10 protein-coding genes and 1 tRNA gene are annotated in these 13,101 nt (G+C 54.6%); 2 read left to right on the top strand and 9 right to left on the bottom strand.

Translation table 11 applies throughout. The annotated features are described in order from the left end of the window. Positions 1 to 327 precede the first annotated feature (327 nt). The 3 genes from CKW19_RS12345 to CKW19_RS12335 form a co-directional block, all read right to left on the bottom strand. Positions 328 to 1,434, bottom strand: a complete 1,107-nt coding sequence (locus CKW19_RS12345) for a hypothetical protein (protein ID WP_095058127.1) — start codon at positions 1,432 to 1,434, stop codon at positions 328 to 330. 55 nt (positions 1,435 to 1,489) lie between these two features. Then, positions 1,490 to 2,386: an abortive infection family protein gene (locus CKW19_RS12340; RefSeq protein ID WP_256580329.1), complete on the bottom strand. Its 897-nt coding sequence runs from the start codon at positions 2,384 to 2,386 to the stop codon at positions 1,490 to 1,492. 67 nt (positions 2,387 to 2,453) lie between these two features. Further along, positions 2,454 to 3,074 (bottom strand): hypothetical protein, encoded by a 621-nt coding sequence (locus CKW19_RS12335; protein WP_095058126.1) that lies wholly within the window; start codon positions 3,072 to 3,074, stop codon positions 2,454 to 2,456. 202 nt (positions 3,075 to 3,276) lie between these two features. Between CKW19_RS12335 and CKW19_RS28850 the strand changes: the two genes are divergently transcribed. Then, positions 3,277 to 4,017, top strand: a complete 741-nt coding sequence (locus tag CKW19_RS28850) for a hypothetical protein (RefSeq protein ID WP_177408805.1) — start codon at positions 3,277 to 3,279, stop codon at positions 4,015 to 4,017. A 770-nt stretch (positions 4,018 to 4,787) separates the two neighbouring features. On the opposite strand, the gene CKW19_RS12325 is transcribed toward CKW19_RS28850, so the two are convergent. The 5 genes from CKW19_RS12325 to uvrY all read right to left on the bottom strand — a co-directional run bounded on the left by CKW19_RS12325 (position 4,788) and on the right by uvrY (position 10,052). Further along, positions 4,788 to 6,629: an integrase arm-type DNA-binding domain-containing protein gene (locus CKW19_RS12325; protein WP_095058125.1), complete on the bottom strand. Its 1,842-nt coding sequence runs from the start codon at positions 6,627 to 6,629 to the stop codon at positions 4,788 to 4,790. A 222-nt stretch (positions 6,630 to 6,851) separates the two neighbouring features. Further along, positions 6,852 to 6,927 (bottom strand) — tRNA-Gly (locus CKW19_RS12320). Between the two features lie 63 nt (positions 6,928 to 6,990). Beyond that, positions 6,991 to 7,551 (bottom strand): CDP-diacylglycerol--glycerol-3-phosphate 3-phosphatidyltransferase, encoded by a 561-nt coding sequence (gene pgsA, locus CKW19_RS12315; protein ID WP_095058124.1) that lies wholly within the window; start codon positions 7,549 to 7,551, stop codon positions 6,991 to 6,993. A 33-nt stretch (positions 7,552 to 7,584) separates the two neighbouring features. Continuing rightward, a complete protein-coding gene (gene uvrC / locus CKW19_RS12310) occupies positions 7,585 to 9,408 on the bottom strand; it encodes an excinuclease ABC subunit UvrC (RefSeq protein WP_095058123.1) in 1,824 nt (607 codons plus the stop codon). 2 nt (positions 9,409 to 9,410) lie between these two features. After that, positions 9,411 to 10,052 (bottom strand): UvrY/SirA/GacA family response regulator transcription factor, encoded by a 642-nt coding sequence (gene uvrY / locus CKW19_RS12305; protein ID WP_032829778.1) that lies wholly within the window; start codon positions 10,050 to 10,052, stop codon positions 9,411 to 9,413. A 714-nt stretch (positions 10,053 to 10,766) separates the two neighbouring features. Here uvrY and CKW19_RS12300 point away from each other — a divergent pair. Next, positions 10,767 to 11,831 carry a 3-deoxy-7-phosphoheptulonate synthase gene (locus CKW19_RS12300; RefSeq protein WP_095058122.1) on the top strand — a complete coding sequence of 355 codons (1,065 nt, stop codon included), beginning with the start codon at positions 10,767 to 10,769 and terminating at the stop codon, positions 11,829 to 11,831. A 57-nt stretch (positions 11,832 to 11,888) separates the two neighbouring features. Here CKW19_RS12300 and CKW19_RS12295 read toward each other — a convergent pair whose 3' ends face one another. Further along, positions 11,889 to 12,950, bottom strand: a complete 1,062-nt coding sequence (locus CKW19_RS12295) for a hypothetical protein (RefSeq protein ID WP_095058121.1) — start codon at positions 12,948 to 12,950, stop codon at positions 11,889 to 11,891. Positions 12,951 to 13,101: the final 151 nt, after the last annotated feature.

Here is a 13,101-nt window from a genome sequence, read left to right as displayed (position 1 = left end):
AGGCAAGACTGCGCAACTGAACCGCCTCTGATATAGGGCAACGCTGAGCATGTCCTGCTCAGCGCCTAAGGCCGCGATTAGCTGAGCTCTGGAGAGTAAAAATTAGGTTCAGATGCTTTCAGGCACCCACAGGATTGTCTTCACCGGACGTGTGCAGCGTCCGCTTACGTTCGACGGATCACAAGAGTGGATGGTCTGCCAACTTCGATAGAAGCGAGAATCGTCTAAGGCTGGCGCATAAGTCTCCAAGGGTCAGAACGCGTAGCTTTGCGCTACGCGTTAACTGTTTTTGAGCTCAGACGTCTTGAGGCTTATCGGCACCAGACGTCAGAACGGCCAGCGAAGCCAGTCTTCATTGCGCACACCAAATCTAATATTTGACCATTCATCCGTCATTTCACAGATTTTCTGATAGTGCTCGTGATTCGCAGGAAGGTCAGCCGTCATTCGCCAAGAAACAAATCCCTTATCACCAGCAGCACATATCAACTTATCAGTATAGTTCTTTATACCAACTTGCATGCCAAGGTGCGTCTGCTTGTTACCACCACATAATTGATGCTCAAGAGATGTGGCCTCAATGCTCTGCAGTCTGAAAAGGTGGGATGGGTAATCATCATCTTGAGTGTCATTGCGCATTGGCCGCTGAAAACTTAACGCCCAGAACAAGGAAGCAACCATGTAGATACACATGCCAAAATTTATGACGCGCAACCCACCCTCATCTCGACCAGCGTATTCCGACTCCGGAAGTAAGCATTCTCTGAGCTCGACAAGCATGAACTGAAACGCATAAGTATCAGCAATTATTTCGCGAGTGTGTGTGGCTAGCCTGTCGGCCTCACTTTCCGCCTCAGCGCTTCCTAAGGCCTCATGAACGAAGATTTCATCAGCGTCTAAAGAGGGTGAAGATTTTGAGTTCCCAGCTCGTCTGTCCCCATGCAAATTGTGAAGATGCCCTATTTCATGCAACACAAGGAATACAAATAAGCCTTCGGCAAGCATTTCAAAAGCTTTTCTATAATCATCCTGATGAATCCACCAATACCTTTCATCCGACCAATCGAATTCCGCATTCTTAAACCAAAAGCTAAGATTGTTTCTCCAAGGCTCGTAGAATTCATCCTCTGGAAATTTTTGGCGCCGCTCTGCTCCTACCATCATTGCGGAGGCACGAAATATCAGATCTAGCATCCCCTTACAAACTAAAACTGCCTGGTGGCCATGAACAGCAGCGGCTTGGACTTGCACGCTATCTAAGAGATAGAAACTCGAATCACCCTCAATATACTTCTGGCACAACAATCGACCGACAAAATCTAACTCAGAATAGATTACATCTTCTTCAATCGAAGGATCGAGAAATGCCTCACCAGTTTTCGAGAAAATGTGCCTCTGTATATAATCTTCAACCGTATCTTTATAGCTTTGCATAACAATCCCTTGTGCAAGTGATATTTCGGGTTCGAGTGTTGGAAAAATTCAGGGCTTACTTATAAGCCTGATCATGCAAGAACACCATGGCCGAAGCTGTCACGTTGAGCGCGTACTTTGCTACATGCTCGGGAACCACCTTCGCTTTCTCTCCTGCTCCGTGGGCGGAGCCAAGTTTGTTGCGAAGTGTGCCCACAATTAAGAGTGGCGACTCCCAGAAACTGTCCATTTGAGTCTGCCCCATGATCGTTCTCAAGAGCTTCGAGGTGGTGTCTCCCTGGGTATACCCGAAGCCCTTCTGGCCGCAGATAACCTTCATCACGCTTTCGTAGCTCGAATTACACTTGGTGATACAGTCTCCAAATTTCTGGTGTCTGTAGTCCTCCAGTGCAGCTATGAATTCGGCATTGGCATGGCGGAAGGCGGGCTGCCGAAGTAACTGAAGAGCCGGCTCGATCGCCGTTTCATGGATCACTTGGCTGTCTTTCGGAATTACCTTAGACTCTTCGAGCAACCGGATGGATTGGCCGCGAAAGTCGTCACTTTGCCAAGGCTCCCAAATCTGCTTGGTGATGAAATAAGGTAGGTCGTCGACACTCAAAAACTCGTTCAGCCTATCCACTACCTTCTCTTGCTGTCCGCCCAAGCAACGGTGTGCTTCTGAATGGACAACGTATTCCACAGCATCGAGAAAGTGGGCGTCACTACACGTACGGAGGAACTCCATGGCATCCTCCATAATAGAGTCAGCCTTGGACTGAGTCAGCGGAACTCGACCAACCAAATAGGCCAGCTTTCCATGAAGAAACTCGAGAATTTCATACAGACTTCCGCCATTTGCATCGCGTAGCAACATGAGCGTGCGATGCCTGAATCCGGCTGTCAGTGGTTTTCTAACCACCGTCTGGTTTTCCTTCCTTCGAGAAAAGACGTTGAAAATGTTGCCTATCACATCGTCATCCTATTGCTAGGTAAACAGGAGAGCAGCGTATATGGAATGTATCGTGAGAAGTAACCCATCAAATAGGTAGAGGCTCAGCCGGCATTGACTCATATCGCATCACGGCGCGTGCCCACACGTCGCCTTTGATCGCCGCCTTTTTAATCGAGGAAGGCGATGTCGCCAGCCACTTGCCGATTTTCGGCTTAACCAGAGGCTGCGCCATGCGGGCGTGACAGGCTGCCAGGAACGGCACCATTTTTTCGATGATGTGTGGTTCGAGATGGGCTACTTCCGGCGAGGAATAACGAGCTTCATGAGCATATCTGAGCCCTTTGGGCATGCGATAACCCGTATCCCAAAACAGCGCCGGCATCTCACTTGCCGGAAAGCTTGAGCCTATGGGCAGGTAATATGTGCCCAGATCAATGATTGCACCGTCAAGCTCTATCCAATAATGAGAGTGCCCGCCCGAATCAGATGCATATCCTTGCATGGTGGCCTGACGTTGATCCCGCGAGACGACAAAGGCCAGGAAATCCCCCCCCACGACTGCAGGGCTGCGCCCCATTGCTTGAAGGAGACCGTGCACACCAAAGGATGCGTACAGACACCGCTTGTAGTAATCGTCAGGAAACTGGCCCTTCAGACATCTATCAACCACGCAGAGGACGCGCTCAATTACGGCAGCATCAACCAAAACAAACTCCTTCTCGATAACGGCGACTCCATATAATGGCCATTACATGGCATATGCTAGGTAAAGTCCACCCTTAAGGCTCCATAATGCTCGCGCCCTCTGTGGGGCTTCTCTATGAGTAGCGGCACCGGCATTGGGACTTTTCACAGTCCACAGTCCGGACGGACACGATATGGCAAGGACATAAAGATGGGGAGGAAGTATGCAGGAGTCTGAAGAATTCATGTCGTCAACAGAGTTTGTTGACATGATGCTTGGCCAGGTTCATCCAGTGATCCTCAGCAGTGAGCACCATGACGAGCACTTTTCCCACCATGGAGTCGGAACTGCATTCGTGCTGGAGTATGCGGGAGAACTCTTCGTATTAACCGCCCAGCACGTGCTCAACAATCAAGGTGCAGCGCATAACGAATTGCGGATTCTGCTCCGGAACGCGCCTCTGTCCATCCTGTTCGATCAGCACGCAGTTTTCCGGGACAAATCTGACCCAGATCTGGATTCCGACCTAGTCATTCTGCGGGTCGTGAAATCCCAGCATGCAGCCTTGTTCGCCGCAGGGCTCGCAAGCCTGGATGCGGCCTGTTGCGCGGAAACCGAAGACTTTGGCCGAGCTGAGAGCTTCCACGTCTTCGGCTACCCAGACGAGGGCCGAGGGTACGACTACGACAACAGGGTGTTGGACGCGCAGTTGCACTGGCTTAGAGGGCAGCTCGTCGCACCAGGAACTCCAGGCCTTTCAACCATAAAAATCGTGGGTGATCGTCCAGAGGACTTTCGTGGCATGAGTGGGTCGGTGGTCATCGCCGATGTCGATGACGTCTGGAGGTTTGCCGGCATGGTCACGCTTGCAAGCGAGAAGAATGACCTTTTGAATTTCATCCCCGCAGGGAAGATTGCTTACTATTTGAATAAGATGGTGCTGACGGAAATGGTGGCGCGTTGATGACGACTCGGGAGACACGCCAGCAGGCTTTTTCCCGCCTGGTTGGCCGACATTATCACCACTCGCGGAAGCCAACCACTCCATTGCAGCCTTAACGCTTGAGGCACCTGCTACGGCTGATTGCTTTCAATGCGGTCCTCACCGCCAAGGGATCGCCCCCCCCTGAATCCCAGCAGGCGAGACAACCGTGAAAAACGCAGACTCGCTGTGAATCGTTGTGATGCCTTCGCCGTGATTGCTACTGACCCATGCCGCCGTCGGCCCCCACCTTACTTTGTTCAGGGAGCACCGCCGTTTGGAATCAGGCGATTCTTGTTGCGACAACTTGCAGGACGAGCGCTGAAATGGCTTTAGCTGTCACCGCCTACAACCTTAAGCGAGCGATCAGCGTCCTAGGCGCTCGGAAAATGATGCAGTTGATGGGCTGAAGAGCCTTCTCCAAATCGAGTAGGAGTCCGCCGCCTTGATGCCGCGCTGTCGCGCAGAGAACACGCCGATAAAGCGGCACAAAATTTATATTACTTATGAGATAGATCGCAGTTCGTAATCGCGCGTGCATCCCGTGTTACTGGGGCAAATCTGGGGGGCATATAAAGATTTTTTCAAGCTGAAAATGCCGCTTTAGAGCCCAGTCAAAATGTTCTTTGGGCATTTTGACCTCCTGCGGAACAATGACCGCTTCGCACCTACTCATCAACGAACATCAAGGGGACGGGAGCTAACCGAAAGCAGTATATTCAATGGCGAGCCCCGTCGGCTCAGATGAACCATTATGTCAGACCCAGGACACTGCAAACGATCCGCGTAGTTACGTCGAGATTCTCCAGAGTAAGTACATCAATTGGCGAACGACCCCTAAGTCGCTCATGAGGCTCACAGACCGTCCGATAGAGCCTCCACCCATCAACATCCGGAAACCGCGCTAACGCAGCAAGTACCAACTTGTGTCGCAATGGATCAAGCTGCCAATCTGGAATGCGCTGACCACGATTCCCCAGGCTCAGGGACAGAAGGCGTCGAGCCTTGATATCACGGTTGATCTGATCTCGGGATTTGCCTGCCAATTTGGCGAAGACAAGCAGCGGCAAATTACTCGAAGCTTCATAGATGGCCAGCATCTCAGCACGTTCGCGCTGGATGTCAGACACGTGAGATTTATGCGGTTTTTCAGTCGTCACCGAAAGAGGTACGACAGGCGACTGATGCGACACGACGAGAGCCGGCTCGTCGTTAACCGAAGCCTTGGGCACCGAGACGGTTGTCATTGGAAAGTTGCCGTTGAACTGGATGGAATTTGCGCTCGCGTTTTCCAGCGACGGCAACGAAGCGGCCCCCTCCAATCGGATGGTAAGCGGAGAACTTGCCGCTTTCAGATGGCCCTGCCCCCACAGATCCAAACGGTTCGCCCAATCCTGCATCATGGTCCGGCGCTGCTCGACGTACTCCGCGTGGTTGTAAGCCGCACTCACCTTATCCGGATCAGCATGAGAAAGCTGAGCATCCACCCACACCTTCGGGTAGCCGATCTCGTTCAGCGCCGTCGAGATCGTCGCCCTCATCCCATGACCCGTGAGTTGATCGGCGTACCCCATCCGGCGTAACGCGCCGTTCAGCGTGTTTTCGCTGATGCGCTTGCTCAGGTCGCTTCGATGCGCAAACAAGTAGCGCTGTGCGGGGACAACCTGGTCCAGCAAGTGACGCACGATCTCCAGCGCCTGAACCGACAGCGGGACAATGTACGGCGGCACATTTTGAATCTGCTTACCTGGCTTCCGCATCGCTAGCTGGAGTTGTTTCACCACTTCCGCCGGTATGACCCACAAGCGCTTCTCCAGATCGAACTGGTCTGGTGTCGCCAACCGCAACTCGCCCGTGCGGACACCGGTCAGCAGCAACAACCGAAGGCCAAGCCGCGTTTGGCTGGCGCCACCGTAATTTCGAAGAGCAACCATCAATCCTGGGAGCTCGTCCATTCGGAGAAATGGATTGTGCGTAACAGGAGGTTTGGGAAGTGCGACCACATCAAGGTCTGAAGCCGGGTTGTGTTCCAGTCCCTCGATTTTCACCAGCGCATAGCGGAACAATTGGTTGAACCAGGTCCGGCATTTTTCGGCGGTCGTTAAGGCCTTGCGCTGTTCGATCCTGCTCAGTAAATCCAGCAGATCGTGACGATTGATATCGTAGATAGACCGCCCGCCCAGGCTGGGCAGGACGTCTTTATTGAAGATTCTCAATATCTGCGAGAGCGTGCTTTGACGCCCTTCCTTCAGGCTCAGCCTGCGGAACTCCACCCACTGATTGAACACAGCCTCGAAGGTGTGCTCCTTCGCAGCATGAACAGCAAGCCGCTGTTGTTTGCGATGCTCATAGGGATTGATGCCTTGGGCAACCAAGGTACGGGCTTCATCACGACGGGTACGGGCTTCTTTAAGCCCAATTTGGGGATAACTACCGAGGGACATGCGCTTCTGCTTGCCCGCCCAGTAGTAGCGGAAGAGCCAGACTTTGCCGCCTCTGGCCGTCACATTGAGTGTGAGACCATCACTGTCGCCGAGGGTGTAGTCATTACCGGTGATTCGGGCGTGCCGAACTGTCATTTCTGAGAGTGCCATCGCGAGCTCCTGAACAGAGTCAGGGCCAGATGCTCGTCTCGTTGCGCAAACTGCTCCAGCAACAAACCGATTCAGTGCTCGTCAGAATCCGGGACTCAATTCTGGACTTAAACGCACCGGATAGTGCTGGATTTCAGTGGTTCCCGCTGGAACGAAAAAAGGGCCTAAAGGCCCTTATTTCAATCACTTACAGAATTCAGTGGAACTCTGTAGCGCAATATTTGGAGCGGGAAACGAGACTCGAACTCGCGACCCCGACCTTGGCAAGGTCGTGCTCTACCAACTGAGCTATTCCCGCGTCTTGGTGTGGCGCATTCTATAGAATCCAGAAGCCCCGTCAACCCCTTGATTCAAAAAAGTTTTATTTCTTTTCCACGTCGGTCTTCAGATGCGGCCAAGCGGCCCGCAAGTATTGGACCATGGACCACAACGTCAGCCCGGCGGACACCATCAGCAACGCATAGCCCATCAGAACCCAGAAGCTGAAGTTCGATGGATTGGCTAGCAGGATCACCAGCGCCAGCATCTGCGCAGCCGTTTTCCATTTGCCCAGATTCGATACGGCGACGTGGGCACGGGCACCGAGTTCGGCCATCCATTCGCGCAGTGCCGAGACGACAATCTCGCGACCGATGATGACGGCGGCGGGTAGCGTGAGCCACAAATTGCCGTGCTCCTGCACCAGCAAAACCAGGGCAACAGCAACCATCAGCTTGTCGGCAACCGGATCGAGAAAAGCCCCGAACGGCGTGCTTTGCTCCAGACGGCGGGCCAGATACCCGTCCAGCCAATCGGTGGCAGCAGCGAAAGCAAACACCGAGGCAGATGCCATGTAGCTCCACTGATAAGGCAAGTAGAACAGCAAAATGAAGATCGGTATGAGCAGAACGCGTAGAACGGTAATCAGATTAGGGATATTCATCGGCACAACTGGCTACGAGGTGAGGGGGGCATTCTACTCGCTGTGCAGATTTGCATAAATCAACTCTGCGAGCTTTTTACTGATCCCGGGGGCTTTGGCAATTTCTTCGATGCTGGCACGAGACAGCTCCTGCAATCCACCAAAATGTTTCAACAAGTCACGCCGACGTGTAGGTCCAACGCCAGCCACGCCCTCTAGTGTAGACGTCCGACGCGTTTTTCCGCGACGGGCGCGGTGCCCGGTAATTGCAAAACGGTGGGCTTCGTCCCGGATCTGCTGAATCAGATGCAATGCCGGCGAGTCGCCGCGCAAGGTGAATTCATGGGCAGCATCATTGAGATAGAGGGTTTCGAAGCCTGCCTTGCGCGTCGCACCCTTGGCCACACCCAACAAGATCAGATCGGGTACGGCCAACTCGTTGAGCACATCGCGAGCCATGGACAACTGACCTTTACCACCGTCCACCAGAAGGATGTCCGGCAACTTGCCCTCCCCGTCCTTCAATTTGCTGAAGCGTCGAGTCAACGCCTGGTGCATTGCCGCGTAATCGTCGCCTGGCGTAACGCCTTCGATGTTGTAGCGACGGTAGTCGGATTTGATCGGGCCTTCGGGTCCAAAGACCACGCAGGACGCCACGGTCGCTTCACCGCTGGAGTGACTGATGTCATAACACTCAAGGCGCTGCGGCGGCTCGTCCAGCTTCAGGACTTCTGCCAGCGCTTCAAAGCGAGCGGCGACATGCTGGCGGTTGGCCAGGCGAGCACCCAACGCCTGCTCGGCATTGGTCACCGCCAGTTGCTGCCAACGCGCCCGCGTCCCGCGCACCCGATGGCTGATGGTCAGCTCCCGACCGCGCAGCTCATCGATGGCGGTGATCAGTGTCGGAAAGTCGTCGTGAACCACGTTAACAATCAATTCACTGGGCAAATCGCGCTCGGGACTGGTGATGTAGTACTGACCCAAAAAAGCAGCCATGACTTCGGAAACGTCTTCCTCGATACCCACTTGGGGGAAGAAGTTCTTGCTCCCGAGCACCCGCCCGCCCCGCACACTGATCAGATGGACACAGGCGCCGCCCGGGTTGACGAAGGCTGCGATCACATCGACGTCGCCCGTTCCGCCTTCCATGCTCTGCTGATCCTGAACCCGGCGAAGCAAGGCGATCTGATCACGCAACTCGGCGGCGCGCTCGAACTCCAGATTGACCGCGGCGTCTTCCATCCCGGCGGACAACTCATCGGTCAGCGCATTGCTGCGCCCCTCAAGGAACATCACCGAGTGCCGCACATCTTCCGCATAGACCTCGGACTCAACCAGACCGACACAGGGAGCTTTACACCGTTTGATCTGGTATTGCAGGCATGGACGCGTCCGGTTCTTGTAATAACTGTCTTCGCATTGGCGAACAAAAAACGTCTTTTGTAACAGGCTCAAGCTTTCGCGAATGGCCCCCGCGCTGGGATAAGGCCCGAAATACTTGCCCTTACCCTTTTTCGCGCCGCGATGAATGCTCAGACGTGGAAAGTCACCGTCCGAGAGATAGACATAAGGATAGGATTTGTCGTCGCGCAACAGGATGTTGTAGGGCGGCCGCCACTCTTTGATCAGCGTCTGCTCAAGCAGCAAGGCTTCGGTTTCGTTGGCCGTGATGGTCGTTTCGACTTGCGCGATACGCGCCACCAAAGCGGCGGTCTTGGGGGCAAGGCCCGATTTGCGAAAGTAACTCGAGAGGCGATTTTTGAGGTTTTTGGCTTTACCGACGTAAAGCAGCCGCGCCTCGCTATCGAACATGCGGTACACGCCGGGACGCCCACTGACCGTTGACAGAAAGGCGCTTGGATCAAAGGTTTCGGTCATTTTCAGAGGCTGGCGTCAACCATTCCGTGTCGAACCGCCAACAGCGTCAACTCGACATCACTGCTGATCGAAAGCTTTTCGAAGATGCGGTAACGGTAGGTGTTCACGGTTTTTGGGGAGAGGCACAGTTTGTCGGAAATGATCTGCACTTTCTGGCAACCGACAATCATCAATGCGATCTGGATTTCTCGCTCCGACAGGGCATCGAAGGGAGAATCGTTGGTCGGCTGAAAAGATTTGATGGCCAGTTGCTGTGCAATCTGCGGGCTGATGTAGCGTTGTCCGGCAAACACCAGGCGAATGGCCTGGACCATTTCCGGCAACCCGGCGCCCTTGGTCAGGTAGCCCGCGGCACCGGCTTGCAACAGCCGTGTAGGAAACGGGTCTTCCTCACAGACGGTCACCGCGACGACTTTGATGTCCGGATGGCTGCGCAACAATTTTCGGGTGGCTTCAAGACCGCCAATACCGGGCATCTTGACGTCCATCAACACCACATCGGGTTTCAGCTCACGCGCCTTGATCAGGGACTCTTCACCCGATTCAGCCTGGCCGACCACTTGCAGGCCATCGATGTCAGCCAGCATTCGTGTAATGCCTGTACGAACGAGATCATGGTCATCGACTACTAGCACCCTAATCAAGCAGACACCTCGCAATATGGTCTTATTGGGTTGCCAGACACCTTAGCAAAAAGCGACTGGCAGACCTAGCGGAAAGCGTCAGATAAAAAGTTTCAATTCATCTTCAAACGCTTGTCGCAGACGCCAGGCGTCTCGCGCCTGTACAGGCACTCAAGTGATAGAAGTCGCCAACGACGATCGATAGCAATTTCTGATTGAATCTGCGTACCGGCCTCTAGTAAGCTCGGCGCATCCATTGGAGACACGTCATGCTCAACACCCGCTCACAGCTTCGTACCGCCAGCGCCCTGCGCTCGGTTGCGGCCGCCCGGGTAAATGACGCTTGTGCCCCGATCAGCTTTTATTTTGGGTATTGGTTTAGCCACTGGCGCGCCTGATACCCACACGGCGCCCACTTCAAACGGGTCGCCACCAGAGATTTCTCAACCCCCGGTCGGCCTCCCGACCGGGGGTTTTGTTTTTTCAGCCCTGTCATTTTTAGCGACACACCAGACATTCAGAGGATCAACGCAATGAACTACACCACTTATTACCGTTACGACAGTTTTACCGCCTGGCGATTTACCACCCTCCGCTCGGGACAGCCTGCCGCCTCCGATCGGTCACCCACAGGTGGCAAGCACATACACGCAGCCGATCCGGCCAATTGTCGAACACCCCAGTAGGGCCGATTGCGCGGGTATGACCCCGCCTTCAGCCCAGGAAGCCATTCATATGAACTCCTCCGTCTGCGCACTACCGCTGTCCACACTGAGCCCGGCCAATGAAGCGCTGACCTCGCGCCTGCCCAGCTCATTGCAACTCAAACAGCAACTTCCTCTGAGCAATGCGTTGATCCATCAGGTCAATGCGCACCGCCAAGCGGTTCGCGCAATCCTTAACGGTGAAGATTCCCGTCTTTTGGTCATCGTCGGCCCTTGCTCGATTCACGACCCCGAATCAGCCCTTGAATACGCCGGCAAGCTTGCCCGCCTGGCCACTGAAGTCAGCGACCTGATGTTGTTGGTGATGCGTGCCTATGTCGAAAAACCCCGTACCACTGTCGGCTGGAAAGGCCTGGCCTACGATCCGCGACTGGATGGCAGCGATGACATGGCTGGCGGCCTGACGCTGTCCCGAGAACTGATGCGTGAAATGCTCCGTCTGGGCCTGCCGGTTGCTACCGAGCTGTTGCAACCGATGGCAGCCGGCTACTTTGACGATTTACTCAGCTGGGTAGCCATTGGGGCCCGTACGACCGAATCGCAGATCCACCGGGAAATGGCCAGCGGCCTGAGCATGCCGGTCGGTTTCAAGAACGGCACCGACGGTGGCGTTGGTGTGGCCACTGATGCCATGCGTTCGGCCGCCCATCCGCATCGGCATTTTGGTGTCGATAGCCAAGGCCACCCGGCGATCATTCAAACGCCCGGTAATGCAGATACTCATTTGGTACTACGTGGCGGCCATCGTGGACCGAACTACGATCGCGCCAGTGTCGCCCAGGTGCACAGCGATCTGACTCGATTGAAAATTCCCGCCCGGATCATGGTCGATTGCAGCCATGCCAATAGCGGCAAGGACCCATTGCGCCAACCTGCTGTGTTCGATGATGTCCTTGAACAGCGCTTGCAAGGTGACCATTCACTGATCGGCATGATGATCGAAAGTCATTTGTTCGAGGGATGCCAACCCCTGGGTTCGTCAATGCAATACGGGGTGTCCGTCACCGATGGCTGCCTTGGCTGGACCGATACGGAACACCTGTTGCGCCGGGCCGCAGATCGACTGCGAGCGTAAACACTGATGCCCCGTCATCCAGCCTCATACCGAGCACTGGATGACGGCTACGGATTCTTACCCGATTTGCGGTTGCACCTGCACCAACGTCACGTCCGATTGCTGACTGCTATCGTCGAGGCGTTCGACCTGGTAGGAAACTCGAATCGTTGAGCCCGAATGCTCCCTCCAAAACCGGTAAGGAACAATGAACACCACGGCTTGACCGGCTGTTTCCCTCGTTATTTCGCGATCGTCGCGGTGAAAGAAATCGTCCCCGTCGCATTTCAGGTAAACCAGTTCGCCATCTTCGGCTTGGGCATCTTCGATCACGATGGTTACGCCATCCAGCGTGTCCTGAAGATCAAGCCAACCTTCCTCAGCTTCCAGCACGACAGGTGATGCAAGCGCACCCCGCTCCAGGCTGCCGATCAACAGCTGTGCTGGCTCCGAATAAAGGTGTGCCTGGCCTTGTTGTTTAACGCAGTAACCGAACGTCACCGTGGCACCGAGATTGGGCGTTACAAATTCCGGGCCGACCCAGAATGACAGCTCCCCCCCCACGGCAAACGCCTCGACTTTCAGCACATCACTGAAACTGGCCTCGGGCGTAACACCCGACCAAGTGAACAGAACCCAGTCTCCCGCGACCATTCGTGCGTAAGGCCTGATGGTGACGAGCGCTCCTTCCCCTACCCGCTCAGGATCGAGTGTTCCGCCAACAGCGTCATTCGCCGTCGCTGGCAGCAGATCAGACCTGATATCGCCCACACTCAGTTGTAAAACACCGGAATGCACCGGTTCGGCGAAGCGTGCAGTGCTGAGTGCGTAATGGATTTCGAGGGAACCCCCATCCAGTGCCGCAATATGCCTGTCGCTGATATTGAAGACTATTTCTTCGCCCACCCTGCTCTCACTGACGAATCGCGAGACTTGGTACTTGTAAGCAAGGCCATCCGTATCCAGGCCTGCCCAGGTCAACAGCAGTTTGTCGCCACACGCCATACCGGGATAAGGCCCCACTTTGACCACTGCCTTTCTATCCGCCGGATTCAACACGCCGTTTTGCGCTTGTACCAATTGAGGAAGGGGTAAGTGTGGCTGCGTGACAATAAGGGGATCGGTTTCGTGAGTACTCATTCTTTCTCTCCAGTCCTTGGAATAACGCCGATCGGTTGGCCGGCTTCGAATGACGACTATTGAACCCCACGCCTTTCAATTGTGATGTCGGGCGCTCGCGCTGTTTTGCTCGGAAAATCGACGTTTGCAAAGTAGGCATTTGCGTTGGAAT

Origin of the sequence: Pseudomonas sp. Irchel s3f7 (genome assembly GCF_900187615.1) — a bacterium.
Classification (GTDB): domain Bacteria; phylum Pseudomonadota; class Gammaproteobacteria; order Pseudomonadales; family Pseudomonadaceae; genus Aquipseudomonas.
Note: the sequence above shows the minus strand (reverse complement) of the source record. Positions and strands in the feature narration are given on the sequence as shown.